Origin of the sequence: Diaphorobacter sp. LR2014-1, from assembly GCF_002916785.1 — a bacterium.
GTDB classification, from domain to species: domain Bacteria; phylum Pseudomonadota; class Gammaproteobacteria; order Burkholderiales; family Burkholderiaceae_C; genus Diaphorobacter; species Diaphorobacter nitroreducens.
Window position 1 is genome coordinate 1 of record NZ_MTBE01000016.1, and the last position, 23539, is coordinate 23539.

General features: G+C 65.3%; 28 protein-coding genes and 1 pseudogene. 8 read left to right on the forward strand and 21 right to left on the reverse strand.

Annotated features, from left to right (window positions below):
- Nucleotides 1–39 precede the first annotated feature (39 nt).
- The 4 genes from BV908_RS12190 to BV908_RS12205 form a co-directional block, all read right to left on the reverse strand.
- On the reverse strand, nt 40–1593 hold the full coding sequence (locus BV908_RS12190; RefSeq protein WP_015913892.1) for an IS66 family transposase: 1554 nt from the start codon (nt 1591–1593) through the stop codon (nt 40–42).
- 80 nt (nt 1594–1673) lie between these two features.
- Nucleotides 1674–2006, reverse strand: coding sequence for an IS66 family insertion sequence element accessory protein TnpB (gene tnpB / locus BV908_RS12195; protein WP_015912732.1), 333 nt, complete (start codon nt 2004–2006; stop codon nt 1674–1676).
- Nucleotides 2003–2341, reverse strand: coding sequence for a transposase (locus BV908_RS12200; RefSeq protein ID WP_015912731.1), 339 nt, complete (start codon nt 2339–2341; stop codon nt 2003–2005). The genes tnpB and BV908_RS12200 overlap by 4 nt, the downstream gene beginning before the upstream one ends.
- A gap of 55 nt (nt 2342–2396) precedes the next feature.
- A complete protein-coding gene (locus BV908_RS12205) occupies nt 2397–2795 on the reverse strand; it encodes a LysR family transcriptional regulator (protein WP_246867499.1) in 399 nt (132 codons plus the stop codon).
- Between the two features lie 107 nt (nt 2796–2902).
- Here BV908_RS12205 and BV908_RS12210 point away from each other — a divergent pair, with 107 nt between their 5' ends.
- The 6 genes from BV908_RS12210 to BV908_RS12235 all read left to right on the forward strand — a co-directional run bounded on the left by BV908_RS12210 (nt 2903) and on the right by BV908_RS12235 (nt 6228).
- A complete protein-coding gene (locus BV908_RS12210; RefSeq protein WP_103738284.1) occupies nt 2903–3520 on the forward strand; it encodes a LysE/ArgO family amino acid transporter in 618 nt (205 codons plus the stop codon).
- A gap of 22 nt (nt 3521–3542) precedes the next feature.
- Nucleotides 3543–4181, forward strand: coding sequence for an FMN-binding negative transcriptional regulator (locus BV908_RS12215; RefSeq protein ID WP_103738285.1), 639 nt, complete (start codon nt 3543–3545; stop codon nt 4179–4181).
- Entirely contained in the window at nt 4178–4897 is a 720-nt protein-coding gene (locus BV908_RS12220; protein ID WP_210434024.1) for a B3/4 domain-containing protein, read from the forward strand. Before BV908_RS12215 ends, BV908_RS12220 begins: the two co-directional genes overlap by 4 nt.
- 121 nt (nt 4898–5018) lie before the next feature.
- On the forward strand, nt 5019–5333 hold the full coding sequence (gene sugE / locus BV908_RS12225) for a quaternary ammonium compound efflux SMR transporter SugE (RefSeq protein ID WP_103738287.1): 315 nt from the start codon (nt 5019–5021) through the stop codon (nt 5331–5333).
- Between the two features lie 75 nt (nt 5334–5408).
- Nucleotides 5409–5783 carry a PhzF family phenazine biosynthesis isomerase gene (locus BV908_RS12230; protein WP_103738288.1) on the forward strand — a complete coding sequence of 125 codons (375 nt, stop codon included), beginning with the start codon at nt 5409–5411 and terminating at the stop codon, nt 5781–5783.
- Complete coding sequence (locus tag BV908_RS12235; RefSeq protein ID WP_172751388.1) at nt 5680–6228, forward strand: PhzF family phenazine biosynthesis protein; 549 nt, start codon at nt 5680–5682, stop codon at nt 6226–6228. The genes BV908_RS12230 and BV908_RS12235 overlap by 104 nt, the downstream gene beginning before the upstream one ends.
- Before the next feature lie 187 nt (nt 6229–6415).
- Here BV908_RS12235 and BV908_RS12240 read toward each other — a convergent pair whose 3' ends face one another.
- The 10 genes from BV908_RS12240 to BV908_RS22195 all read right to left on the reverse strand — a co-directional run bounded on the left by BV908_RS12240 (nt 6416) and on the right by BV908_RS22195 (nt 14041).
- Complete coding sequence (locus tag BV908_RS12240) at nt 6416–8401, reverse strand: relaxase/mobilization nuclease and DUF3363 domain-containing protein (protein WP_103738290.1); 1986 nt, start codon at nt 8399–8401, stop codon at nt 6416–6418.
- Nucleotides 8402–8849: 448 nt separating this feature from the next.
- Nucleotides 8850–9401, reverse strand: coding sequence for a S26 family signal peptidase (locus tag BV908_RS12250; protein WP_103738292.1), 552 nt, complete (start codon nt 9399–9401; stop codon nt 8850–8852).
- Entirely contained in the window at nt 9398–9922 is a 525-nt protein-coding gene (locus BV908_RS12255) for a DUF2840 domain-containing protein (protein ID WP_103738293.1), read from the reverse strand. The genes BV908_RS12250 and BV908_RS12255 overlap by 4 nt, the downstream gene beginning before the upstream one ends.
- The gene (locus BV908_RS12260) at nt 9919–10191 is read right to left on the reverse strand and encodes a chromosome partitioning protein ParB (RefSeq protein WP_103738294.1); all 273 of its coding nucleotides are present in this window, start codon (nt 10189–10191) and stop codon (nt 9919–9921) included. The genes BV908_RS12255 and BV908_RS12260 overlap by 4 nt, the downstream gene beginning before the upstream one ends.
- The gene (parA, locus tag BV908_RS12265) at nt 10188–10826 is read right to left on the reverse strand and encodes a ParA family partition ATPase (protein ID WP_103738295.1); all 639 of its coding nucleotides are present in this window, start codon (nt 10824–10826) and stop codon (nt 10188–10190) included. Before parA ends, BV908_RS12260 begins: the two co-directional genes overlap by 4 nt.
- Before the next feature lie 250 nt (nt 10827–11076).
- Nucleotides 11077–11910, reverse strand: a complete 834-nt coding sequence (locus tag BV908_RS12275) for a replication initiator protein A (protein WP_103738297.1) — start codon at nt 11908–11910, stop codon at nt 11077–11079.
- Nucleotides 11911–11936: 26 nt separating this feature from the next.
- Nucleotides 11937–12227 carry a helix-turn-helix domain-containing protein gene (locus BV908_RS12280; protein ID WP_103738298.1) on the reverse strand — a complete coding sequence of 97 codons (291 nt, stop codon included), beginning with the start codon at nt 12225–12227 and terminating at the stop codon, nt 11937–11939.
- A gap of 83 nt (nt 12228–12310) precedes the next feature.
- Nucleotides 12311–13099, reverse strand: a complete 789-nt coding sequence (locus BV908_RS12285; protein ID WP_103738299.1) for a DUF2285 domain-containing protein — start codon at nt 13097–13099, stop codon at nt 12311–12313.
- Between the two features lie 351 nt (nt 13100–13450).
- Entirely contained in the window at nt 13451–13801 is a 351-nt protein-coding gene (locus tag BV908_RS12295) for a DUF2958 domain-containing protein (RefSeq protein WP_012479488.1), read from the reverse strand.
- Between the two features lie 3 nt (nt 13802–13804).
- Entirely contained in the window at nt 13805–14041 is a 237-nt protein-coding gene (locus tag BV908_RS22195; RefSeq protein WP_146052253.1) for a hypothetical protein, read from the reverse strand.
- Between the two features lie 62 nt (nt 14042–14103).
- On the opposite strand from BV908_RS22195, the gene BV908_RS12300 reads away from it, so the two are divergent.
- Complete coding sequence (locus BV908_RS12300; protein WP_103738337.1) at nt 14104–14400, forward strand: helix-turn-helix transcriptional regulator; 297 nt, start codon at nt 14104–14106, stop codon at nt 14398–14400.
- Between the two features lie 356 nt (nt 14401–14756).
- Here BV908_RS12300 and BV908_RS12305 read toward each other — a convergent pair whose 3' ends face one another.
- From BV908_RS12305 to BV908_RS12325, 4 genes are all read right to left on the reverse strand, one after another.
- On the reverse strand, nt 14757–15071 hold the full coding sequence (locus tag BV908_RS12305) for a DUF736 domain-containing protein (RefSeq protein WP_003107092.1): 315 nt from the start codon (nt 15069–15071) through the stop codon (nt 14757–14759).
- A 783-nt stretch (nt 15072–15854) separates the two neighbouring features.
- Nucleotides 15855–16289, reverse strand: coding sequence for a cyclophilin-like fold protein (locus BV908_RS12315; protein WP_246867500.1), 435 nt, complete (start codon nt 16287–16289; stop codon nt 15855–15857).
- Complete coding sequence (locus tag BV908_RS12320; protein ID WP_210434025.1) at nt 16286–17431, reverse strand: MFS transporter; 1146 nt, start codon at nt 17429–17431, stop codon at nt 16286–16288. Before BV908_RS12320 ends, BV908_RS12315 begins: the two co-directional genes overlap by 4 nt.
- Nucleotides 17432–17529: 98 nt before the next feature.
- A complete protein-coding gene (locus BV908_RS12325) occupies nt 17530–18657 on the reverse strand; it encodes an alpha/beta hydrolase (protein WP_246867501.1) in 1128 nt (375 codons plus the stop codon).
- Nucleotides 18658–18757: 100 nt separating this feature from the next.
- Here BV908_RS12325 and BV908_RS12330 point away from each other — a divergent pair, with 100 nt between their 5' ends.
- Nucleotides 18758–19663 carry a LysR family transcriptional regulator gene (locus BV908_RS12330; RefSeq protein ID WP_103738302.1) on the forward strand — a complete coding sequence of 302 codons (906 nt, stop codon included), beginning with the start codon at nt 18758–18760 and terminating at the stop codon, nt 19661–19663.
- 244 nt (nt 19664–19907) lie between these two features.
- On the opposite strand, the pseudogene BV908_RS12335 reads toward BV908_RS12330, so the two are convergent.
- The 3 genes and pseudogenes from BV908_RS12335 to BV908_RS12345 all read right to left on the reverse strand — a co-directional run bounded on the left by BV908_RS12335 (nt 19908) and on the right by BV908_RS12345 (nt 23153).
- Nucleotides 19908–20116 (reverse strand): annotated as a pseudogene (locus BV908_RS12335) (hypothetical protein).
- A gap of 62 nt (nt 20117–20178) precedes the next feature.
- On the reverse strand, nt 20179–22260 hold the full coding sequence (locus BV908_RS12340) for a ParB/RepB/Spo0J family partition protein (RefSeq protein ID WP_103738303.1): 2082 nt from the start codon (nt 22258–22260) through the stop codon (nt 20179–20181).
- Between the two features lie 65 nt (nt 22261–22325).
- Nucleotides 22326–23153 (reverse strand): DUF932 domain-containing protein, encoded by an 828-nt coding sequence (locus tag BV908_RS12345; RefSeq protein ID WP_103738304.1) that lies wholly within the window; start codon nt 23151–23153, stop codon nt 22326–22328.
- Nucleotides 23154–23539 lie beyond the last annotated feature (386 nt).

Genomic DNA, 23539 nt, shown 5'->3' on the forward strand with positions numbered 1-23539 from the left:
GTAAGCGTCCGGCAAACCCAGGCCTACCGAGGCCGGTGATCAGGCGTCGGCGGGTTTCCAGCGGTGTGGCAGGAGCTCGACGATGCGGCTGGCCTTGTGCGTGGGCAGTCGCGTGAGCACGTCCTTGAGGTAGGCATACGGGTCGTGCCCGTTCATACGGGCCGACTGGATCAGGCTCATGACGGCGGCCGCTCGCTGGCCCGCACGCAGGCTGCCGGCAAACAGCCAGTTGTTACGACCGATGGCAATGGGCCGGATCTGGTTCTCGATCCAGTTGTTGTCGACCGGCAGTTGTCCGTCATCCACGAATCGGGTCAGCGCATCCCAGCGCCGCAGGCTGTAGTCCAGCGCCTTGGCGGTTGCTGATCCGTCGGGCACCTGGCGCCGTTGCAGCGTCATCCACTCGTTAAGAGCGTCCAGGATCGGCCGGGTCTGCTGCTGCCGAACGGCTTGCCGTTGCTCGGTGTCCAGCTCTTTGACGTCCCGCTCGATCTCATAGACCCGGGCGAACTGCTGCAGGGCGAACTCGGCGATCTGGCTCTGGTTGGCCGCGTGCAGGTCGAAGAACTTGCGCCGGGCATGGGCCAGACAGCCCACCTCGGTCACGCCGCTGGCGATCAAGGCCTTGTAGCCGCTGAAGTCGTCGCAGGTCAGGCAGCCCTTCCAGGCCTTGTCGGTGCCGTGGCCCAGGAAGCGCCGGGCGTGTTCGCCCGAGCGGGATTCGCAGAAGTCGTAGACCACAGCCTTGATGCTCTCGAAGGCCCCCGGCGCATAGGCCCAGAGGTAGGCGCGGTGCGTCTTGCCATCGCCGGGCTTGAGCATGGCCACCGGCGTCTCATCGGCGTGTAGCACCCGGTGGCTGAGGATCTCGGTCTTCAGGGCATCGACCAGCGGCTGCAGCCGCACCCCGCAGGTGCCCACCCACTGCGCCAGGGTCGAGCGAGGGATGGCCAGGCCAGCGCGGCCGAAGATCGCCTCCTGCCGGTACAGCGGCAGGTGATCGGCGTACTTGCCCACCAGCACCTGGGCCAGCAGGCCGGTGGTGGGGATACCTTTGTCGATGACGTGCGCCTCGACCGGCGCTTGTTGAATGGTCTCGCACCGGGCGCAGGCCCACTTGCCGCGGATGTGGCGCTCGACACTGAAGACGCCGGGCACATAGTCCAGCTTCTCGGCCACGTCCTCGCCCACGCGTTTCATCTGGCAGCCACACGCGCACGTGGTGGACGTGGGTTCGTGGCGGATCTCGCGGCGTGGCAGGTGCGCCGGCAAGGGCATCCGCTTGGCCTGTCTCTTCTCGGGGGTGGCCGGTGCTTGCGTCTGCGCCAGCGCGTCGATCTCGCTGGCCACGGCCGCCAGGTCCGCTTCGATCTCGTCGTCGAGCAGGCTCTTCTGCTCAGGGCTGAAGCGCTCTGATTGGGCGGCGAACTTCATGCGCTTCAAGAGCGCGTTCTCGTGCGTGAGCTTGTCGATGAGGGTCTGCTTGAAGGCAAGCTCCTGGTCCTTGGCAGCAGCGGCTTGCAGCATGGACAGCAGCGCCGAGCGCAATTGCTCGGGACTCAGACTATCCAGGGATTGCGGCTCTACGACCATGGGCATGACTGTGCCAGCGCCGGTAACGCCACGCCATTGGCACATGCACCGATTGGCAGGCCGCATGTCAGCGATCAGATTCAGAGCACGGTGATGAGGCCACCATCGCCCAGGCGCTGCCAAGGCAACCCGAGCACCAGAGCGTCGAACTGCGAGCGGCTGAGCGTGGTGGTCAACGCACCGTCACGCGGCCAGACGAACTTGCCGCTGTTCAGGCGCCGCGCCGCCAGCCACACCCCAATGCCGTCGTGCACCAACACCTTCATGCGGCTGGCTCTCCGGTTGGCAAACAGGTAGGCGTGATGCGGACGCGCAGCACCGAAGACGGCCACCACACGGGCCAGCGCGGTGTCTGTGCCGGCACGCATGTCCAGCGGCTCGGTAGCCAGCCACAGGGCGTCGATGCGGATCACTTGAGCAGGTCCCGCATCCAGGCCGCGCAGTGCTCGGCCGCGCAGACCGGCCAGGTCAGCGAGATGCTGGTAGCGCCACGGCGCAACTCGATGCGGATGTCTGGGGCCGGCGCACAGCTGGGCGCAGGCAGCGTCACCGGCACGAAGGTGGGAACTTGCATATCTGTGCTGGGGGCATGGGCCAGTCGGCGCCATTTGTGCACGACGTTGGCGTTGATGCCGTGCGAGAGCGCCACGCTGGCCACCGATGCACCGGGCTGGGCGCACTCGGCCAGGATCTGCTGCTTGAGCTCGGCGCTGTGGCGCCGACGGGTCTTGTTCTGGGCTTCGGTCATGGTGTCCACCTATCTGGTTTGGTGGACACCATCGTTGCCGCTTACGCCGCCGCCCTCAAGGGTGGGATGACCGTGCGCTTACGAACAGATAGCCGTGCTGCCGGTTCAACTCCGCCAGGGCTCCCAGCACCCATGTGGCAAGCGAGTCGCTGTTGACCGCGATGGCGATGGGGCGCGCCACGGCGCCCTGGCCACTCTCTGGAAGAAAGTCCGCCAGCGCCTCGGCCTCAAGCATCTGCATCGGCCGCACGCGGCGCAGCAACAGTTCTCCCGCCGGCGTAGGCCGACACGGCGGCTGACGCACGACCAGTACCTGACCCAGCCGATCCTCCAGCGCCCTGATGCGCTGGGACACGGCCGACGAGGTGATGCACAGACGGCGGCCCGCCGCCTCGAAGCTGCCTTCTTCCAAAACCACGGCGAAAGCCGCCAACTGGGGATGAATCAAATCCATGAATCCCTCCGTGATTAGAAATTCTTAGCAACAAGAAGAATTTCTAGTTTTACTTATCAATGAAATCGCAGCACCATAGCCCACTTTCCTGTATTCGTGGGCATTGAATGTTTCTTTCCGCAGCCGTTGCCGGATTCGTGACCGGGGCTGGCCTCATCATCGCGATCGGCGCGCAAAACGCGTTCGTTTTGCGGCAAGGTCTGCAGCGCAGCCATGTGGCCCTGGTGGTCGCCGTCTGTGCACTCAGCGACATTGCCCTGATCCTGCTTGGCGTCGCTGGCGTCGGCGCCCTGGTGCTGCAATGGCCGCAACGGCTGCAAGCCTTGCGCTATGGCGGTGCCGCCTTCCTGGGCTGGTACGGTTTTCTGGCGGCGCGGCGCGCATGGCAGGGTGCGGAGATCCTGGAGCCCGACCAGGGCCCTGTGAAAAGCGGGCACCGCGTGCTGCTGGCCTGCCTGGCGTTCACCTTCCTCAATCCCCATGTGTATCTGGACACGATGGTGCTGGTGGGCAGCCTGTCCACGCGCTACCCAGGCATGCTCCAGTGGGCGTTCGGGCTCGGCGCCTGCGCCGCCAGCGTGGTCTGGTTTTCTTCGCTGGGTTTCGGTGCTCGTCTGCTGCAGCCTATTTTCCGCAATCCCCAAGCTTGGCGCGTGCTCGACGGCAGCATTGCACTATTCATGCTGACACTGTGCGCGTTGTTGCTGTGGCATCCGCTGCACTGACTTTGTTGAAACCTGACCCACCATGTACATCCCATCCCTTTTCGCCGAATCGCGCGCCGAAGAACTCCACCGCATCATCTGCGCGCACCCGCTGGGCATGCTGGTCACGCAGCGGGCAGCGGGCCTGGATGCGGACCATCTGCCTTTCCTGCTGGACGCTGACCGAGGGCCGCAGGGCACCTTGCTCGCGCATGTCGCACGCGCCAACCCGGTCTGGCAAGAGGTGCGGGACGGCGACCCGGTGCTGGTGGTCTTCCGCGGAGCCCAGGGCTATATCTCGCCCAACTGGTACCCCAGCAAGCCCGAGACGCACCGCCATGTCCCAACCTGGAACTACGAGGTAGTGCATGCACACGGCCACATCCGCGTGCGCGATGACGAAAAATTCCTGCGCGGTGTCGTGGGCCGGTTGACGCGCACGCATGAGGCGGATCAGCCCCGGCCCTGGCGCATGAGCGATGCCCCAGCGGACTATCTGTCCGACATGCTGGCGCAGATCGTCGGCATCGAGGTGGAGCTGACCCGGATCGAGGGCAAGCGCAAGCTCAGCCAGAACCGGGATGAACGTGATTTCGAAGGCGCGACCCAGGCGTTGGAAAGCCGTGGTCAGCACGACTTGGCACAGGCCATGCTGCAAGCCAAGGAGCGAGCTGTTAAATGATGGGTGCAGCAGATTCATCCATGCTTATCGTCACACCGCGGATAGAGCCCGCCATTGCCAAGTTGGCGCCAGGATTCCGGGCCTTGAGCCTCAGCGTCGAAGCCTCCGATATCGTCAGGCCGAAAGTCGGCACGGAGGCGTTGCTGCGCGCCTACCAATCAGTCGCAACGGCGGATTGTCCCTGGGCCGAAGCACATCTTGCAGCCTGGGCGGAGGTGTTCAGGAAGTTTGGTGCCAAGCCTCAGCGCACCCCTTGTTCGGCCGAGGCGTTGCGCAAGCGGGTACTGCGTGATGGATCCCTTCAGAGCATCAACCCGGTTGTCGATCTCTACAACGCCATCAGCATCCAGTACGCAATTCCCGTCGGTGGGGAGAATCTGGCTGCTTATACGGGCAATCCCCGGCTCACGATTGCCGATGGAGCCGAGTTATTTGACACCATGAAGGATGGTCATCCCGCCCACGAATCTCCTGACCCTGGTGAGGTCGTATGGCAGGATGGTCTAGGGGTGACCTGCCGCCGCTGGAACTGGCGACAAGGTGTTAGAACCCGGCTGAGCGCGGATGCCCGCCAAATGTGGTTCATTCTGGAAAGCCTGCCGGCCATGCCGCTGGAAGCCTTGCATGAAGCCGGCGAGCGTCTGGCCGAAGGCCTCCATAACATGATGCCCGGCGCGGCTATCGATATCCGAATGATCGGCATCGGCATGGATTAGCCTGCTTCCTATCGGAGAGCACACAGCACGACTTCTTAAATGGGGACGACCCCTGCCTGCATACAAACCGCAGGTCATTACCCTTCCGGGACGGCCCGGCTCTTTGATACAGGAGGGCCGTATGGCTTGGATTTTTTTGGTTGTTGCGGGATTGCTTGAGGTCGTCTGGGCCTACACCATGAAGCTTTCGGAGGGATTCACCCGGCTAGGGTATTCCTCCGTCACCATCGTGGCCATGATCGCCAGTTTCGGACTGCTGTCGATCTCAATGAAATCTCTTCCCCTTGGCACAGCCTATACGATTTGGACTGGCATAGGGGCAGTTGGCGCCTTCATTATCGGCATACTCGTTCTGGGCGAGGCCGCCAGCCCGATGCGCATTCTTGCTGCGGCCATGATCGTCGGCGGACTCGTACTGATGAAGCTCTCGTCCTGAGGCCATTTCGCTTCCCGAAACGGCATTCAAGCCGACAGCAACACAAGATGAATCATCCACCGCACGGAGTTTGACATGCGCATGTACCAGGTCGATGCCTTCACCGACCGGCTTTTCACGGGGAATCCTGCGGCCGTTCTCGTGCTTGACGACTGGCTGCCCGATGAACTGATGCTGGCGATTACCCAGGAGAACAACCTGGCTGAGACAGCCTTTGTCAAATCCCGCCCTGATGGGACATGGGATTTGCGCTGGTTTGCCCCCGCACATGAGGTCGATTTCTGCGGACACGCGACCCTTGCGACAGCGCACATCCTGTTCACCACAGCAAAGGCGGATACCCCCCTTGTCTTCCACACTCGGGTCGGAGAACTGCGTGTATCGAGGGAGGCGCCTGGCGCCCGAGGTCATCGACACGCTGCCGCCAGAGATCGCAGGGGTTTTCGCTGAGCCGCCTGTCTGCACTTTCCGCAACTTCGAGAACATATTTGCCGATCTCGGAAGCGCCGATGCAGTGCGCAGTTTCGTTCCCGATCTCGTGGCGATTGCTCGCCTTGGCCCTGTCGGCCTGGTGGTGACAGGGCAGGAAGACCAGGGTGCGTGCGCGGGAGCCAAGGCGCACTTTGTGTCACGCTACTTCGCCCCAGGTGCAGGTATTCCCGAAGACCCGGTGACAGGATCTATCCATGCAACGCTTGTGCCCTATTGGGCTGCACGATTAGGCCACAACAAGCTAGTGGCCTATCAGGCGTCGGCACGCGGCGGCTGGCTCGACTGCGAATTGACCGATGACCGGGTTATTCTGGGCGGAAACGCCGTGACCTTCATGGAGGCAACGATTTCTCTGCCGAGCACGACGGTTGGCACACATAGCGCAAAGGCAGCAGATGCATAAATTCGTCTCCTCAATGGAGACCAGCGCCGTTATTACTGGATGTGGATAAGAACTTGGACTAATTTGACGCCGTCAGTACAAGACTCTCGCTGTATTCGGTGAGGCTGAGACGGTAAAGAGATATCTTGATCTGCTTCTGGTTGTATCAGCGGATGTAGGAATTCACGGCTTCGCGTCAAAACCTCTCTCATTGGCTCCCAATGCCTCTTCCTCTGTACCGGCCTATTTCCCACACACTCCTGCCATCGCGCATCGTTGTGGCGATCTGCTGGCCTAGCCGCTGCTCGACCACCGGCTTCCACGGCACCAGGCTGAACGCTTTGCCGTCGTCAAGCATGGCATAGCGCCCGCTGGCGAGCATGACACTACGCCGGTAGATGCCGGAAACGCGCTGGCCGTCGGCCACGGGGCGATGCTCCAAGCCGGTTTCGGCGGCAATGTCCTTTGCGGCTTGCTCTAGCTCCCGATTGCGTAGCGTGCCCAGCAGGTTCCGGGCGAGGATCACGCGCTGCCCACGCCGCTCTGCCAGCCCCTGTTCGGCCAGGAAGTCCGCGCGGTGCTGCATCGCCTGTTTGGCCTCGCTGCCAAAACCCAAGTCGCCCAGCGCCTTGCCGCCGCCGATCAACTGCTGGTCGAGCCAGGTGGCCCCGATTACGCGGGCCTGGCGCTCGATGGGGAGGTGCGATTTCAGCTCTACCGCCACGCCGCCCAGGCGCTGCGCGTCGTACTGGCGGCCCTGCTCGGGCAGATCCTCCGGCACCTTCCATAGCCCCTCGGCCAAGCGCTCCACGATGCCGGCGCGGCGCAAGGCTTCAAGCCTTCGAACATGGGCTGCGACAACTTCCTGTGGGTCGCGGCCTTCCTTGGCCTGTCCTTGCGCAATGGCGAGGTGATGGTCGGTGCGGTACAGGCCATTGCTTGCCAACGCGGTGATGTTCTTGTCCGCCGCCCGTATATCGGCGGAACCCTTGACCTCGAGCACCGCGCCCATGGGGTACTGCTCCAACTCCGTCTTGGGTGGCAGCGCCACGTAGTGGGCCTTGCCGTCGATGCCATCGATTACCAGATAGCCCCGGTCGTACAACTCGTCGGCTAGCCCCTTGCCTGCAACCCGGCCCACGATGGTTCGGCCTTGCTCACCCGGCTGGAACACAGCCAGGTCACGTGGCTTGCCGCCCATCGCACGCTGCATGGTGCGGATGATGTCGCCGCGTTCGCCCATGGCCCGCAGGGTCGGCTCGGCCTCGGTATGCACGGCCCAGGTACCGGGTTGGGTTTCGGTCGCAAGCCCCATGCGCTGCAAGCGCTGCAGGCGTCCCACCAGCAGCAGACGCTGACTGCGTAGCTTGGGATCGTCGAAGCGTTCGATCTTCACCAGGCCGTCCACCGCTTCGCGCTGCAAGGTGCGATCCAGGGAAGTCCAACGCTCCTGATCCACTTCGCGGGCCAGCGTGCGCTGGATCTCCAGCTCGGTACGCGGCCCCAGCCATTCGGTCGCCAGCTCCATCGCCCGCTCGCGCATCCCGCGGGTGATGTACTCCTGCGAGATGATGAGGTCTTTGCCGGTGTCGTCCTTGCCGCGCAACACCACATGGGTGTGCGGGTTGTCGGTATTCCAGTGATCAACCGCCACCCAGTCCAATCGGGTGCCCAGGTCGGCCTCCATGCGCTGCATCAGGTGGCGGGTGTAAGTGCGCAAATCTTCGAGCTGCTCCGCATCCTCGGGTGAGACGATGAAGCGGAACTGGTGGCGGTCGCCCCGGCCGCGTTCCTCGAAAGCCGCCGTGTCCGCCTCGTCGGTGATAGCACCATAGGCCCGGCCCTGTCCGCCCTGGCGATCCACGCCTTCGCGCTCGATATAGCGCAGGTGCTGCACCGTGGATTTGCCGCTGGCCTGCTGCAAATACACCAGCCGTACCTTGACCGTGGCCCGTCGGGAAAACGCCGTCAGCGACTGGCCCGTGAAGCGGGCCGCCGTGTGGCCGCGCCCCAAGCGTGAGCCGGGCGCCTTGCCTGTGGTTTTGCCACCCATTCCACGCTTGCCGCCTGTGGCACCAGCAGCCTTGCTGGTCTGGCGCAGTACCTGTGCAATGAAAGTGTCGCCGCGCTGCCGGGGCTTGCCGGGCCGCACGCGGAAATGGTCATCACCCTCAGAGGAATTGCGCTTGCTCATGATGCGGCTCCAGACAAGCCCATCGCGCCCGAGCGGATGCGGCACACGGTACTCCCAATGCCGACAAGGCATTGGGGCTGTAGGCGGCACGCAACCGCCCTTGGGCGCGTGCCGCCCCAAGCCCACGTGCAGACTGGCTTGGCGCGCACCGTGGTGCCGCACCCTTCAATCTTGCCTTCCGCATTTGCCTCCCCTGGTCCCCCCGGTTCTCGCTCCCGGCAACTGCGGCCCGGTAGCGCTGCTGCGCGGGCAGCCAGCGCCCAGGCGAACGCGGCGATGGCCGCAGGCCAGCCGTGTTCGAGGCAAGACGCCTGCACATGGGACGGCTGCGCCGGAGGCAGCGCGAAGTGCGACGCGAATGCGCTCGCACTGCACGCGCGACGACATGGCGATGACACGCCCGATAGCACGAGGCCATGCACCCTCGCGTGCAGCGAATCGGCGGCGATCATGGCCGTGACTCCAGCCAGAGCGGATGCGCCACGCCGATCACGGCGGACGCACTCACCGGCCCGAAGTAGCGGCTGTCGAACGACGCCGGGTTGGAGCTGCTCAACAGGAACAACTCGCCAGCTTCGAGGCGGCGGCAATGCGGCCAGGATGGCAGCGGCCTGTCCAGCCGGTCGGCGGGCAGCACGGCGGCAACCGGCACGCCGTCGATCCAGACCAGGGCATCGAAGATGCACACATGCTGCGGCGCCATGGCGCCCACGCGCTTGAGCAGCGGCACGCGTGCCGGCAGGTAGCGGCGCTGCGCTGCCAGCGCAGCAACGTCTGGCGGCAGCGTGGTGAGGACGATGGCGCCGACGTGCAGCGCATCGGTCGGCCCGGTGCGATACCAGCCGACCGGAACGCTGTCGGACGGGTTGTAGACCAGGCGCGGCAGCGGCTGCACGAAGGCCGTCCAGGCGAGCGCCGCGAGGCCGCAGGCGGACAGGCCCGCAAGCACGAGGCGAACGCGCAGGCGTGAGCGAGGATGCGTTGATGCGGCGGCAGTCATGACAGCGACCTCCCAGCCAGCCAGGCGGCGTGCCGCTCGGCGCTGTATTCGGGCAGTGGCAGGCGGGCCGCGAGCCGGTTGGCGAGCGTGCGCCAGTACGCGGGCGAGGCCGCAGCGGGCGCAATGCCCAGCGCCTCGATGGCGTCGATGCGTTGCAGCACGGCACGCACCGACTTGTCACCCTCAGCATGCAGCAGCAGGCGCGCGCCGGGCTGCACGCCGGGGATGCGCTGCGCGCCATCCAATGGCGTGCCGGCCTGCATCACCATGAGCTGCCAGCGAATCGCGCCGAAGTCGTTGGACTGCCAGCGGATGCGGCAGAACACCGCGCCCGGCAGGAACACGGCAACGCGCCGCCAGCGGTCGTACCGGATGGTGCGCGCAGGCTCGCCGAAGCGCAGGTAAGTGTCGATGCGCTGATCCACGTAGGCCAACGCCACGCGCGTGAGCGGCGTAGAGGCTGGCCACACGGCAGGCGCAGCCGTGGCTGCTGCTGCAGCAGGCAAAGCGGATGCGTTCATGGCGTTTTCTCCGGGAACTCGCGCTCCAGCAGCACGCGCAGCAGGTCGGCCACGGTCACGCCCTGCGTGAAGGCCGACACCTTGATGCGCGAGCGCATGGCGGGCGTGATGTCGAGGGTCAGGCGGGCGGTATAGAGATCGCCCTTGCTGAGCGCATCGCCGTCGCCCTGGCGAATCCAGGCTTCAGCCTGGGGATTCGCGGGCGGGCGCGCACCGATGCCGACGCGCTTGGCCGCGCGTTTGCTGTTGGGCGGCGGCTTCGCTGTCATGACGGCCACCGCAGTAGTTCATCCACCAGCGCAGTGATTTCACGCGCGGCAGCGCTGTCCGGCGCCGTCTCGCGTGCGAGCCGGCCAGCGGCCACGCTGTCGGCGAACACGATGCGCTGGCGCACTTCCGAACGCAGCGCAGGCAGCGGCTGCTCGGCCAGCGCACCGCGCGCTTCGCGCCCGATCACGGTGCAGCCCACGCGCCGGTTGATGACGAAGGCCGCGCGCAGCGCAGGCCGGAACACCTGGGCTTCCCGGATCAAGGCCACCATCTCGACGCTGGCCCACAGGTCGTAGGGGCTGGGCTGCACCGGGATCAGCACGCGCTCGGCCGCCAGCAGCGCGGAGCGCGCCAAGGCCGCAATCCTGGGCGGCCCATCAATGACGACGTGATCGGCCCCCCTGGCGAGTTCTGGTGCTTCCTGATGTAGCGTTTCGCGCGCAAGGCCCACGGCGCTGAACAGCCTTGGCAAGCCTTGCTGGCTTCTGCGCTGTGTCCAGTCGAGGGCTGAGCCTTGCGGGTCGGCATCCAGCAGGATGACTGACTGCCCACGCATCGCCAGCTCGCCGGCGATGTGGGTGGCGAGCGTAGTCTTGCCCACGCCGCCTTTCTGGTTGAGCAGCGCGACGATCATGGCCTGGCCCTCCGTGTTGGAAAGCCCGGCTGTTGCTGCTGTGCTTCGCGCCGCGTAGCGGTTATCCACCGGGGCGCGGCGCTCTTACCAGTTATTGGTATTAAGTTATTAATGTTATAGGTGCCCGAAACCCGCGCCAGCATTGGCCTGGCGGCCGATTTTGTTGCCTGATAGCACGAGGGTCTGTTGCCCGATAGCACGAGACTTCTGTTGCCTGATAGCACGAGCCCGTCCACAGGCCATCCCGCGGTTATCCCCGTGCCGTGGACGGCACGGGCCGGAACAGCAGCAAGGGCGCGGCAATCGCGGAGCGGTACTCGATGTCCAGCCGATAGCCCGGCAGGGCCTGACACGCCACCAGCGCCCGCAGATCGGCGGCGAAGTCGTAGTAGCGGGCCGCACTGCCGGACTTGCGGTACAGCGACTCGAAATCGAACCACCAGCCCTCCGGCTGCCGCCCCCCGTGCTTGCGCACCAGCCGGTACAGCCACCGCTCGATGCCGCCCGTCAGCCGGAAATACGCCGGGTCGATGCTCAGCACCAGGGCAGCATCCATCACGCCCGCATAGAACCAGTCCGGCAGGATCAGCTCCAGCCCCAAGGGTGTGCCCTTGCCATCGGCCAGCTCCTTCCACTCGTTGATCCACGAGAAGCGATGCAGCCGTCTTCCCGTGGTCTCCCGAATGGAAGTGGCCACCGTGGTGGATTGCAGGCGATCCAAGGCCGCCTTCAGGCGCTGGTAGTCGCGCAGCGAGGTACCACGCCCGATGAAGCGCAAGATCTCGTAGGGCCGCACCTGCATCAGCCGCGACGGGCGCAAGCCCGCGTCGCGCGCCTCCACGATCTGCGAGGCGGCCCAGATCAGCACGTCCGCATCCCAGATCGTGGCGATGCCGTGCTCGGCTGTCCCCTCCACGCGGATCGTCACGCCACCGGCCTGGAAGTCGATCGGCGCCACGCGCCGCGACTTTGCCAGCGAAAAGAACGGAAAGGCCATCAGGTCCTGGCTGTCGCGCGGAGCCATGTCGCCCGGCAGGGCGCGGAACAGGTCGAGCTGTTCGCGTTCCTGCGAGGGTTGGGACATGGTGAAGGCCACCCGCGCACCGCCGATCAGCGCGCACGGCTGTCCGCCGAGTGCTGCTCGGCGTACTCGGGATCGGACGTGGATTCGAAGCTGCGCTCGGCGGCCCAGGCATCGAGGTCGGCCACGGCGTACATGACGCGGCGGCCGAACTTGCGGAACTTGGGGCCGCCACCGAAAACCCGCTGTTTCTCCAGCGTGCGCGGCGACAGGCGCAGATAGTCTGCGGCCTCGTCGTTGGTGAGATAGCGCTGCGGCTGCGCAGCGGATGTGACGTTGGATGCGGGAGCGGCGGCAGGCCGCAAGGGAGCTGGACGCATGACAGAAACCTCCATGGCTTTCAAAGCTCCGGCCACACAGCGCAACCGGATGGAGGCAGTCTCAGAAAACGCGGCTGTTCTGCTCAGGGTCGTTTTGCGTCCCCTTCAAAACGACCCTTCTCAAGCGGCGGCAGTTGTGCTAGGCGGCGATAGCCGCCGCGCATAAACGCATCGCCGCGCCGCGCCAGGCGGCGCACCTTGGAGCGCAGGCCGCCGTCGCTGTACCAGCCGGCCGCGGCATCCACGCCGAACAGGCCCTCGGCAATCTGGTGCAAGGACGCGCCCGCCAGGGTGGCGTCGAGCGCCTGCAGGGTGTGCAACTCCAGCAGCGCGGCAGGCGATGGCCGAGGCCGGGCTGCCGCCTGCTCGCCAGACGGCGTCGCGGTCGTGCCTCCGCCACTTCCTCGATGAGCATGGACGACCGCCATACCGTGCTCCAGGCCGGGTGCCAGCGCAAAGCGCTGGCAATGCCCAGGACTGCGCGCGATGAGCGCTAGGCCCTTGCCGTCGTGCTGCAGGTGCTTGTGGCCGAGGATGCGCCAGAGGTCGAACGGCGCAGCGTCGGCTGGCGGGTCGGCATCGGGGTAGAGCTGCACCACGGCCGCATGGCCCGGCAACCAAGCCGGATGCGCGTCCCGCGCATCGAGATCTGGGTCTTCCAGCAAGCGCAACCCCCAACGGTGTGCGGCGGGCTCTGCTGCCGGATGTGAAGCACGGCGGCGATGACGGCGCAGCCAGTCGAGCCGGTAGTCGGGGTGCCTGCGCAGGTACTCCCAGGCCAGGGCCAGCGCATCAAGCCACAGGATGTAGAGGTATGCGGCGGTGGGATACCAGTGCGCGTGGTGGTGCGCGTAAAGCTGGGGATCGACCATGGCGAAGGCTCCCGTTCAACAGCAGGAACGCCGCCATGGCGAAACATGCGGAGCTATCGCATCGGGTTCATCTCATCCTCGAAATCGCAGTAGGATGTAAGCATTGGTAATCAGAGGCCCGTCAAGACCGATTGGCTCCGGTGTATTGCGCAATTCGTCCGAATGCGGCGGCCGCGCAGTCCCAAATCGCCACACGGCAGATACCACCGTGCCGCAATCCGCCTGAAGTATCGTGACTGTTTGAGTCACGGAAATATGGGCCGGGCGCAAGAATGCGGATTCAGACCGATCTGGTCTGAAGCCAGACGCAAATAGTCTCAATACGCCCGGCTTGGCCGTGGCGCGAACGGCCTAATCGACGATGGAGCCGTTCTCCTGGGCCAGCCGCAGATATTCGGACAAGGGCCGCACTGCCTTGAAATACCGATCCCGCATCACAGGCTGTTTGTTCGGGCCGACGATGGAGGCCAGATCACTGAGTTTGATTTGACCCAGCTCGGGCATGCCGATGCCCACGTCCATCACGCCCCAGGCGGTATCGCCATCGGCGGGATCGAGCGATGCCAGCAGCCAGGTGGCATGCGCGTCCGGTGTGAACAGGCGCACCACGGGCAGCGGGTCGATGGCGAGGCCTGCCGCACGGCTTTGGCCGTGGGCGAGCAGTTCGGCGCGCTCCTGGTCGGTCGTCAGTGGTTCGGTCATGGTTCAATCCCCCGAAACAACAATAATGCGCCCGCATGCCTCGATTCCCAAGGGGCGAACGCAAACCATCGTCAAGCGTGCGGCAAAAGCACGCATGCGCCTTGTATCGAATCCACCAAAGCGTGAAAGCGCAAAGCCGCTTCCACGGATTTGAAGAAAACCACGGATGCGGTTCCGTGCCTCTGTGGGAATCCGCAGATACGGATTTCCGTAAAAACTCAAATGCACGAAAAAGTACATTTGAACGTCTTGAGTTAAAGATAACGTGGTTTTAATTGTGCTGCGAATCGACGCTTCTGTCCATGCAGAAGCGAGTCATCCAGCCTGGCCGGCCAGCCGGCGCCACCACCTTCGATGCCGAACTGGCCCTGGCCTTCGGCGCAACCGTGCGCGGGCTGCGCGTGGAGCGCGGCATCGCGCAGGAATCACTGGCCCATCGTGCCGGCATTGAGCGCTCGCACATGGGAAAAATCGAACGCGGCACGCACATGCCCACGCTGGCGATCATCTTCAAGATCGCCAGCGCGCTCGAATGCAGCGTGGCCGAACTGATGGCCAGCATGGAGGCGCTGATTGCAGCGGGGACACTACCTGACTGAAGCGCTGGCCTGTCCGATCCGGCGCATGCCGGTTCGGGGGCTGCAGGGGCGCCAAGCTCGCGCGGCGGGGATAGCCTGAAGGGCTTTCCCCTGGAGGTAAGCGAAGCGCGCAGCGCCGCAGGCGCGAAGGCGGGAGGGATTGGAGCCGAAGGGCCGTGACGACAAAGGCGGCACGGGGCGGAGCCCGCAAAGCCCGGTGGTGCGCAGCACCGGCCCGCCCGATGATTCCTGCTGCTGCCAACGCAACGCATGTAGAAGGCGCCCAATGGGAGCGTGCCCAGGCTGGGATGCGGTCTCCAGGCAATGCCACGAAAGCAGCACAGCGCCTCGCCGCATGGGCGAGGCGCTGGCGGCCGTCAGGCCGCCTGGGGCTTGCTGCGCGACCAGATCAGGTCGTGCGTGCCGTCCTCGCCTTCGATCAGGCGGGCATAGACCGGAGCCGGGAACGAAGGATCGTCGAGGGTCACGGACTTGTATTCCCGCCCGGCCTCGCTGGTCTTGTTCCAGGCCGCGCCGATGTCGTGGCCGGCGGCCTGGAGGCGGAAGTCGGGGGCGTTCTCGCTGCTGCCCTTGTCGTTGGGAACCAGCTTGACCTTGACGTTGAGCGTCAGGGTGCGAAGCGTGCCGGTGAAGCCGTCTTTGTCGGTGGTGAAGGTGCCGATGTTGGCCATGATGTTTTCTCCTTTCTGTTGAACAAGGTTCGCGCCCATCGCGTCCTTGTTGTGATCCGGCCGGCGGGGGACGGGCTGGCTGCACCGCTTGCGGTCGCAACGCAGTGGAGAGCCGGGAGGCGAAAAGAATTTGTCCCGCGAGGAATCTGCGCAGCAGAGGGGAAATTGTTTTCGCCGGACGGTTGCAGCCAGGAAGCCCGAGGCGCAGCCGCGCCCCCGCCAGGATTCACAACAACACAAGGACGCCTTGGGCCGACCCGCATCGAAAGGAGACAGGGCCGGCTCGGCATCCCCGCACGAAGGCTGCACCGGTTCGCCCGCTGACGCAGGCCAGGTCAACCACCCGACGACAAGCGAGAACGCCCCAGCCGCACCTTGCGGCGCCAGCCTTGAGGCGTGGCGTGAAAGCTCCATAGCGATGCCGGGCGGGATGTCCGTGAACCGTCCTTCGTGACGTGATGGGCGAGAACCGCCAGCGTTGAGGACGGCACGCATTTGCACAACCTGCGGCAGCAAGCTCCAGCGTGCTCGCCAGCCCCGTCTATTGCGGTGGGGCGCTGGCCCGGCCGATCCGGCAAAGCCGGTTCGGCGGCATCGAGGGGCGCCAAGCATCGCACGGCGGGGATAGCCCGCTGGGCTTTCCCTCGGAGGTAAGCGCAGGCGCGGAGGCGTGAGTGGAAGGCCGTGGCGGCAAAGACGGCACGGGGCGCGTAGCCCGCAAAGCCCGGTGGCGCTATGCGCCGACACGCCCCGTATTGCTACTTGCTGCGCTGCGGAGCCCGCTCAATTTCTGGAAAACTCCACCCTCACCCCTGTGCTACCAAGCACCTGGGCCAGACCCTCCGGATCGTCCACACGGCCCAAGCGCGTGTACGCATAGGCCGACTGGAACCCCAAATAGAAGATCACCAGGGTTTTCGACCCGTACAACATCAGGTCACCGTTGCGGATGGCGCCGAGCCGGCTGGCGTTGGCCGATAGCGCTTTCGGCAACTCGCCATGCTTTTCGTTGCCGTTGAGCTCAGCCATGTCCATCGAGAGCGGCAGCAGCGCAGCGAACGCGCGGGCGGCTTCGGTGGCGGCCAGGGTGATGGAGAAGCGGCGTTCGCCGATGGTCATCCACATGCGGGAGTCCTTGGGCTGGGCCGCGCCCACGCCGGGCACGAGCAGCCCGGGCAGCAGGCACAGCACTTGTCTGCGTGGAATATTGAGGCTCACGGGCACGCTCCAGTTTTGCGTTCGGCACGGCTGGCCATGGCCGTCAGCCAGGCCAGGCCCGCGGCCAGCAGCAGCACCGCAGCGCTTGCCATGAAGGTGCTGCGGTAGCCGGCCCCATCGAACAGCAGGCCGCCCATGGTCGAGCCTAGAGCAATGGACAACTGAATCACCGCCACCATCAGCCCGCCGCCCGCCTCCGCGTCGTGCGGCATGGCTTGCGCGATCCAGCTCCACCAGCCCACCGGAGCCGAGGTCGCCAGCAGGCCCCAGAACCCCAGCAGCACGAAAACGGCGACGACCCAGCCCCCGAAGGGAATCACCGACAGGGCAATAGCCGCCATCAGGATGGGAATGATGATCAACGTGCCGTAGAGGCCGCGCTTGAGGATGGAGCCAATCAACGCCGTACCGATGAAGCCGGCCACGCCGATCACCAGCAGGATCAGCGACAGCGTAGACACATCCACCTGTGTCACTGTCTCCAGGAACGGCCGCACATAGGTGAACAGGGCGAACTGCCCCATGAAGAACGCGCCGCAGGCCGCCATGCCCAGAGCCACGGGTCGGCTCGCCAGCACCTTGAAGACATTGCGCGAACCCGCTACACAAACTTGCGCCGTCATCGCCGGCAGGCTGGCCCACTGCCAGGCCAGCGCGATCACGGCCACCGGCACCAGGCAGAAGAATGCGCCGCGCCAGCCCACCACCGAGCCGAGGTAGCTGCCCAGCGGCGCGGCGACCACCGTGGCCAGCGCGTTGCCGCCATTGAAGATCGCCAAAGCGCGCGGCACCTGGCTGGCCGGCACCAGCCGCATGGCCGTCGCGGCGGACATTGACCAGAACCCGCCGATGACCACGCCGATCAACGCACGGCCAAGCATGTAGGTCGCATAGTTTGGCGCCAGCCCAACCACGGCACCGGACACGGCCATCAGCGCGGTCAGCATCAGCAGCAACGTCTTGCGATTCATGCTGCCAGCCAGCGCGGAGATCGACAGGCTGGTCAGCACCGCGAACGCGCCGGAAATGGCGATGCCCTGGCCTGCCATGCCTTCGCTGACCTGGAGATCGGCCGCCATCGGCGTCAGTAGGCTGACCGGCATGAACTCGGAGGCGATCAGCGCGAAGACGCACAGCGTCATTGCAAAGACACCGCTCCAGTAGGCGGGCTGATGCCCGCTCTCAAGGGATGGGGACGCATCACCCGCAGGAAACTCGGAACCTTGAGCCGTCATGACGCTTATGCCAGGTGCCGGTTGAAGAACGCCGTGAGCTTGTCCCAAGGGATCAGGTTCACGCGGTCGTACAGGTCGACGTGGTTGGCGTCCTTGACCCAATGCAGTTCCTTGGGCTCGGCGGCCCGCTGGTAGGCCTCCTCGCTGAATTCCCTGGAGTGCGCCTGGTCGCCGGCGATGAACAGCAGCGGGCGCGGCGAGATGGTCTCGATGTCGTTGAACGGGTAGAAATTCATGAACTTCACCTCGCTCGCCAGCGTGCGGTTCTGCGTCTGCTCCAGCGTGCGGCCGGCTGGAATGGCGATGCCGCGCGGGGTGCGGTAGAAGCTGTGGTACATCGCGGTCACGGGATCGGCGTCCGCAGGCAGCTTGACCGGCAGGTAGTTCTGGAAGATGGGCTTGCCGCTGGCGTATTCCTCATCGCGCAGCCGCGCGGCCTGGGCCAGCTTGTCCTTGCGCTGCGCGAGCGTCTGCGACTTGCCGTAGCCATTGCGGGTCACCGCGCCCATGTCGTACATGCTCACCGTGGCAATGGCCTTCAGGCGCGGGTCGATCTTGGCGGCGCTGATGATGAATCCACCGCTGCCGCAGATGCCGATGCCGCCGATACGCTCGCGGTCCACCCCATCCTGTGTGCGCAGAAAATCCACCGCCGCACTGAATGCCTCAGCGTACAGGTCGGGCGCCACCGCGTTGCGCGCGGCGCCTTCGCTTTCTCCCCAAAACGGCAGATCGATGGACATGGCGACGAAGCCCTGTTCGGCCATCTTGGTGGCATACAGGTTCGCGCTTTGCTCCTTGACGGCGCCCATCGGATGGCCGACGACCAGGGCGGGCAGCTTGGCGGCAGTGCGGTCCTTGGGCATGAACAGATTGCCGGCGACCTGCATGCCGTACTGGTTCTGGAAGGTGACCTTCTGCAAAGTCACCTTGTCGCTCTTGTAGAAGTTGTCGGCGCCCTCCGACACACCCGTCTGCTGGGCCTGTGCCGCGGAAGCGGAAGTCGCGGCGGCAGAGAGGAGGCCCAGTGCAGCGAGGCTAACGCCCGTGGCCTTCACAAACTCGCGGCGGTCAGAAGCCTCAGCGCTCAAAACCTCCGCGGATTCGCGGCGGATGTCGAATGTCATGCTCATGGTCGATGCTCCTTGAAGATCAGTTGCCTCAATCTTGACGGAGCCATGAGATTCTGATTAGGGGGTGCAATCTTGATGCGGTTGTGAGAAAATTTCAGCAATGGCAACCACCAAAGTGAACGATCTCCAAGCCTTCGTGGCCGTCGCCCGGGACCAGAGCTTCACCAAGGCGGCGGCGAAGCTGCGCATCACGCCCTCGGCCCTGAGCCATACGATGCGGGGATTGGAAGAGCGGCTGGGCGTGCGCCTGCTGGCCCGCACGACCCGCAATGTGGCCCCCACCGAGGCCGGGGAGCGGCTGCTGCGGGCCATTGCGCCGCTGTTCGACCAGATCGCCGCGGAAGTGGATGCACTCAGTGAACTGCGGGACAGGCCCCGGGGCACCCTGCGCATCACCTGTACCGATGACCAGATCGAGCTGTGCCTGCGGCCCATGCTGGCGGAGTTCCTGAGGAACTATCCCGAGATCACGCTGGAGCTGTATGTGGACTACGGGTTCACCAATGTGGTCGAGGAACGGTTCGACGCGGGCATCCGCCTGGGCGAGTCCATCAGCAAGGACATGATTGTCGTGCGCATCGGGCCGGACTGGCGCCTGGCGGTGGTGGGGTCACCGGAATATTTCTCGCGGCATCCGGCACCGAAGACCCCCCATGACCTGACCCAGCACCGTTGCGTCAACATCCGTCACCGGCCGTCCGGGACGATCTACGCCTGGGAGTTCGAGAAGGATGGCCACGCCTTCACCGTGAAGGCTGAAGGCCAGCTCGTCTTCAACAGCATCATGCACGTGCTCAACGCGGCCGTGGATGGCATCGGGCTGGCCTACGTGCCCGAGCAGCTGGTGGAGCCTTACCTGGCGGACGGGCGGCTCAAGGAGATCCTGGCCGACTGGTGCCCGACGTTCCAGGGCTATCACCTGTACTACCCGAACCGGCGCCAGGCATCGCCTGCTTTTGCAGCGTTTGTCGAAGCGCTGAAGTATCGAGGCCAGAGTTCTTTGTAAGAGCAACCTGTCGCTGATGCCGGGCGTGCAACCCCGGCTGGGCACTGGCATAGTGCGAGGCAGTGCCCGAGGGCATCGCGCACCACAGCGATGCCTTCAACGCCGCCGCCTGAGCCACCGCGAAGGCGGCGGCGTTCTAATTTGGCTACTGGCCTTGAACACCGGGCGCGGCCACCGCCGCGCCCGGATTTTTGAAGTTCACCGCGCCCAGGGCGGAACGGCCTGGGCGCGGTGCTGATCGCGGTTATTCCTTCGTCTCGATGATCCACCACACGGCTCGCGGCAAGGCGCGGCCCTTGATGGGATGAATGTCGGTGAGTCGGCGCGGGCCGACCAGCCCGAAGGCGGGCGATAGCCCCGCACGTCGCCATCGCCGTGCCAGCGGCGGGCGCGTGTTGTGCCGGGGGCATAGATCGCCGCCATGCGCGGGCGGCTGGTGGTGGGGCGGGTCATGGAGCGTTCACCTTCCAGCGAAGCGCCCCGGTCGAGGCCGGGGCGCTTGCCTTCGGCGCGGGTCAAGCAGCCAACGCCTCGGCGGGTTCATCCGCCATTGCCACGGCATCCTCCGGGGCGTCCTGCTTCGCGCGTGCCTCCTGCGCGCTTTCCTGCACTGCCTGTTGCGGGCCTTCGGCCTTGAAGATGGCAGGCATCCAGCCCGTGCCATCGGCCAGCCGCTCCGCTTCGCTGGCAATGTCGGCCTTCTTGAGCTTCGCCAGCCGGGTGACGGATTCCGGTGCAAACGCGCCCACGGCATCCAGAATCACGGCCTTGGAAACGTGCTTGAAGTAGCCTTCTGCGGTCGGCTTCCACCATGCGGCCATATCGAGGCCCACGGTCTGCGCCAGTTCCGCGCCGGGCTGGTGCGGCGTGGCGCGAGGTGTCACCACGTCCACCGTGGAAGCCACGCACACGGCGAGCAGTCGCACCAGTTCGTCTTGCGACTTCGCCAGCAGCGCGGCGAACAGTTCGGCGCTGTCCTCCGGCAAGGCAACGCTTGCCACCTGTTGCAGTTCGCGCAGCGCCACGGCGGCGGGCGAATCCGGCCAGTCCGGGGCTATGCCTTCCAGCCGGTCTTGCACTTTCAGGCACACGCCCAGCGGCAGAGAATCACGGCTGCGGCCGTAGCGGCTTTCCTGCAAGACGGTCTGCACCATGCCATGCACCACAGCGGCCAGCGCAGCTTGCGGATGCCGTGCGACTTCGATTTGCAGCGCGGCGGTGCGGTGGGCGCTCAACCGCTGCGCCAGCCGGTCGGACAGGCTCGCGGCCTTGGGTGCGTCGTCGGCGTCCTCGTGCTCGTCGTTGGCGGCTTCGCCTTCGGTGCTGCCGAAACCGCGCCGCAGCTTTTCCAGCGTGCGCAGCGCCTTGGCCTCGGCTTCGCGCAGCAGGCCGCGATGAATGACGGCCTCGCCGTTGCGGTCGATGGTGACGATGGCACCGGCTGCGGCCTTCACGTTTGCGCCGTAGTCCTGCAAGCCATCTTCCAGCGCCTGCAACTGCTCGCCCAGGGTTTCGCCTTCCTCCTGCAAGGCGTCGGCCTTGTCCTCGTCGTCGGCGTCCAGCGCGGCATCCACGGCTTCGGCCAGTTGGTGCATCCGGGCTTGCAGCTTCTCGATGCGTGCGGCTTCGCGCTTGTTCGGCTCGCGCCGCTCCCTCGGCGCACGCTGGAAGGCGTGCAGATCGGCATGGGTCACGCCCGGCGTGGCATCCACCCACGCCCAACCCTCGGCGCGGACAGTAGCGGCGATGCCTGCCAGCTTGTCTTGCGCCAGCCGTTCCAGCAGCGCGGCATCGTTGAGGTACACACCTGCATCGCCTTCCGCGAACAGGTCGCGGCGGATGCCGCCGCCTGCGGCTTCGTAGCTGTCCAGCCCGACGAAGCGCACCAGCGGATGCCGGTAGGCGTCAATTTCGCGCTCGGTCAGGCGCTCGCGCAAGTGCGAGGGATGGCGCTGCCACTCCGGCGCATCGTAGAACGCGGCTTCTTGCGCGGCGTGGTCGTCGGTGATGGCAAGGGCCATCAACTGGTCAAGGCTCACGGCGTCGGCGCGATGGTCCGCCATCAGGCGCGGCGAGACATTCGCCAGCTTCAAGCGGCGCTGCACCACCAGCGGCGTGACGCTGAAATCCGCCGCAATGTCCTCGATGGGTCGGCCTTCAGCCACCAGCGCCGCGAAGGCTTCAAACTGGTCTGCCGGGTGCATGGCCTCGCGCTGCACGTTCTCGGTGAGGCTGGCGGTGCGGGCCGTGCCATCGGCCACCTGCAAGCAAGGCACCTCCCAATTCTTGGCGATGCGGTGTTTCTTCGCCAGCAGCTTCAGCGCGGCGAGGCGTCGGCCACCGGCCACGACTTCGTAATGCTCGCCGTCGGCGGATGCAATCACGATGAGGTTTTGCAGCAGGCCCACGCGCTGGATGCTCGCGGCCAGTTCAGGGATGGACATGCGCGGGATCTTGCGCACGTTGCGGCCCGTGGGGCGCAGCACCAGCCGCGACAGTGGAACCAAAATCAGGTTCTTGGTCGGGTCGGCAGCTTCCAGCGGGATAGCTGCGGCGGTGTTGACGGCGCGGGCTTCGGTTTGGGTGATGGCGTTCATGGTGTATCTCCAATCGAGTGAAACAAGGGAATGGAGGGGAAACCGCCCCTCCGGCGGGGGAGCGGTCAAGCCTTGAGGGAGCGCATGCCATCGGCCAGCAGCCACAGGGCGCGGTTCAGGCGAATGTCGGAATCAATGCCCTGCACGGGCCGGGTGCTCTGGCAGCGTCCATTGCTGCTGCGGCCATGCAATCCGCCCTTGGTCAAGTTCTCCTGCGTGCGGTTGAACACGCTCCACAGGTCGGGGCGGCGGTCGTCGAACCGGCGCGGCATCAGGATTTGCGATTCGGTGATGGGCGCGGGCTTGTCCGGGTCGTCGTACTTCAACGCCAGCGCAGCACGGGCGAACACTTCGGATTCGCCATCGTCCAAAGTGATGCTGCGCATCAGGTCGCGCGATTCCTTCACGCGCTCGAAGCCGCTCAACACCTCGAAAGCGCCTTCGATGACGGAACCGGCCACGTCGCCTTTGTGGGGCACGCGTACATCGGCCACGGTGTCACCACACACAAGGCCATTGCTGCACACGAAGCGGAACATTCCGGCCAGCATCTGATAGCTGCTCGTGCCGTCGTGCGAGTTCAGCAGCACGATTTCGTTAGCCTCCGCGCCGTTGACCTGGCTGGCATGGCGCAGGCGCAGCATGTGTTTGGTGTGCTCGCGCTTGCCTTCATCGCGCACGCGGGTTTGCGTCACCATGAAAGGCTGGAAGCCTTCTTTGCGAAGCTCGGTCAGAACAGCAGCGGTCGGGATGTAGCTGTACCGTTCGGAACGGCTCTCGTGCGGGGCGTCCGCGAAGATGGACGGGGCCACGCTGCGAATCTGGTCATCGGACAGCGGGTAATCGCTGCGCAGCGAAGGGGAACGGGAAGCGAAACGGGATGCGAGTTGCATGATCTTTCTCCTGACAAAAAGAGGTTTGCTGTTCACACCGCACACCGGATTCCAAGATTCGGAGCCCAGCCTTTCGGCTGTTCGGTGCGGTCGGCACGAGGAACCCGGTTGGCCCTGTTGCCACCGTCTTTCCTGAGTTCATCGCCCGCGACGAAAGGGAGTCCGTGGACGGGGGCCGTCAAGGAGACAAGCGCCAAGGTAGGTTCGGCCCGCAGCGCAGCGAGGACACGGCCTGGCGCGCCTTGATGGCACACGGCCGCGGGCTACAGTCGCGGACAAGGTGATGGAGTCAGGGAAGACGGCTGGACATGGCAACGGCCGCCTCTGTGTGCCGAACCGCACGGCAAGCGAAGCGCGCAGGCCCGAAGCTGGAAGCCGGGCCGGAG

Excerpts from the sequence above, each read along its gene's own strand:
- BV908_RS12190 (WP_015913892.1), bottom strand. The coding sequence starts at position 1,593 with ATGGTCGTAGAGCCGCAATCCCTGGATAGTCTGAGTCCCGAGCAATTG.
- BV908_RS12200 (WP_015912731.1), bottom strand. The coding sequence starts at position 2,341 with ATGACCGAAGCCCAGAACAAGACCCGTCGGCGCCACAGCGCCGAGCTC.
- BV908_RS12205 (WP_246867499.1), bottom strand. The coding sequence starts at position 2,795 with ATGGATTTGATTCATCCCCAGTTGGCGGCTTTCGCCGTGGTTTTGGAA.
- BV908_RS12210 (WP_103738284.1), top strand. The coding sequence starts at position 2,903 with ATGTTTCTTTCCGCAGCCGTTGCCGGATTCGTGACCGGGGCTGGCCTC.
- BV908_RS12215 (WP_103738285.1), top strand. The coding sequence starts at position 3,543 with ATGTACATCCCATCCCTTTTCGCCGAATCGCGCGCCGAAGAACTCCAC.
- BV908_RS12220 (WP_210434024.1), top strand. The coding sequence starts at position 4,178 with ATGATGGGTGCAGCAGATTCATCCATGCTTATCGTCACACCGCGGATA.
- sugE (WP_103738287.1), top strand. The coding sequence starts at position 5,019 with ATGGCTTGGATTTTTTTGGTTGTTGCGGGATTGCTTGAGGTCGTCTGG.
- BV908_RS12230 (WP_103738288.1), top strand. The coding sequence starts at position 5,409 with ATGCGCATGTACCAGGTCGATGCCTTCACCGACCGGCTTTTCACGGGG.
- BV908_RS12240 (WP_103738290.1), bottom strand. The coding sequence starts at position 8,401 with ATGAGCAAGCGCAATTCCTCTGAGGGTGATGACCATTTCCGCGTGCGG.
- BV908_RS12250 (WP_103738292.1), bottom strand. The coding sequence starts at position 9,401 with ATGACTGCCGCCGCATCAACGCATCCTCGCTCACGCCTGCGCGTTCGC.
- BV908_RS12255 (WP_103738293.1), bottom strand. The coding sequence starts at position 9,922 with ATGAACGCATCCGCTTTGCCTGCTGCAGCAGCAGCCACGGCTGCGCCT.
- BV908_RS12260 (WP_103738294.1), bottom strand. The coding sequence starts at position 10,191 with ATGACAGCGAAGCCGCCGCCCAACAGCAAACGCGCGGCCAAGCGCGTC.
- parA (WP_103738295.1), bottom strand. The coding sequence starts at position 10,826 with ATGATCGTCGCGCTGCTCAACCAGAAAGGCGGCGTGGGCAAGACTACG.
- BV908_RS12275 (WP_103738297.1), bottom strand. The coding sequence starts at position 11,910 with ATGTCCCAACCCTCGCAGGAACGCGAACAGCTCGACCTGTTCCGCGCC.
- BV908_RS12280 (WP_103738298.1), bottom strand. The coding sequence starts at position 12,227 with ATGCGTCCAGCTCCCTTGCGGCCTGCCGCCGCTCCCGCATCCAACGTC.
- BV908_RS12285 (WP_103738299.1), bottom strand. The coding sequence starts at position 13,099 with ATGGTCGATCCCCAGCTTTACGCGCACCACCACGCGCACTGGTATCCC.
- BV908_RS12295 (WP_012479488.1), bottom strand. The coding sequence starts at position 13,801 with ATGACCGAACCACTGACGACCGACCAGGAGCGCGCCGAACTGCTCGCC.
- BV908_RS22195 (WP_146052253.1), bottom strand. The coding sequence starts at position 14,041 with ATGTACTTTTTCGTGCATTTGAGTTTTTACGGAAATCCGTATCTGCGG.
- BV908_RS12300 (WP_103738337.1), top strand. The coding sequence starts at position 14,104 with ATGCAGAAGCGAGTCATCCAGCCTGGCCGGCCAGCCGGCGCCACCACC.
- BV908_RS12305 (WP_003107092.1), bottom strand. The coding sequence starts at position 15,071 with ATGGCCAACATCGGCACCTTCACCACCGACAAAGACGGCTTCACCGGC.
- BV908_RS12320 (WP_210434025.1), bottom strand. The coding sequence starts at position 17,431 with ATGACGCTGTGCGTCTTCGCGCTGATCGCCTCCGAGTTCATGCCGGTC.
- BV908_RS12325 (WP_246867501.1), bottom strand. The coding sequence starts at position 18,657 with ATGAGCATGACATTCGACATCCGCCGCGAATCCGCGGAGGTTTTGAGC.
- BV908_RS12330 (WP_103738302.1), top strand. The coding sequence starts at position 18,758 with ATGGCAACCACCAAAGTGAACGATCTCCAAGCCTTCGTGGCCGTCGCC.
- BV908_RS12340 (WP_103738303.1), bottom strand. The coding sequence starts at position 22,260 with ATGAACGCCATCACCCAAACCGAAGCCCGCGCCGTCAACACCGCCGCA.
- BV908_RS12345 (WP_103738304.1), bottom strand. The coding sequence starts at position 23,153 with ATGCAACTCGCATCCCGTTTCGCTTCCCGTTCCCCTTCGCTGCGCAGC.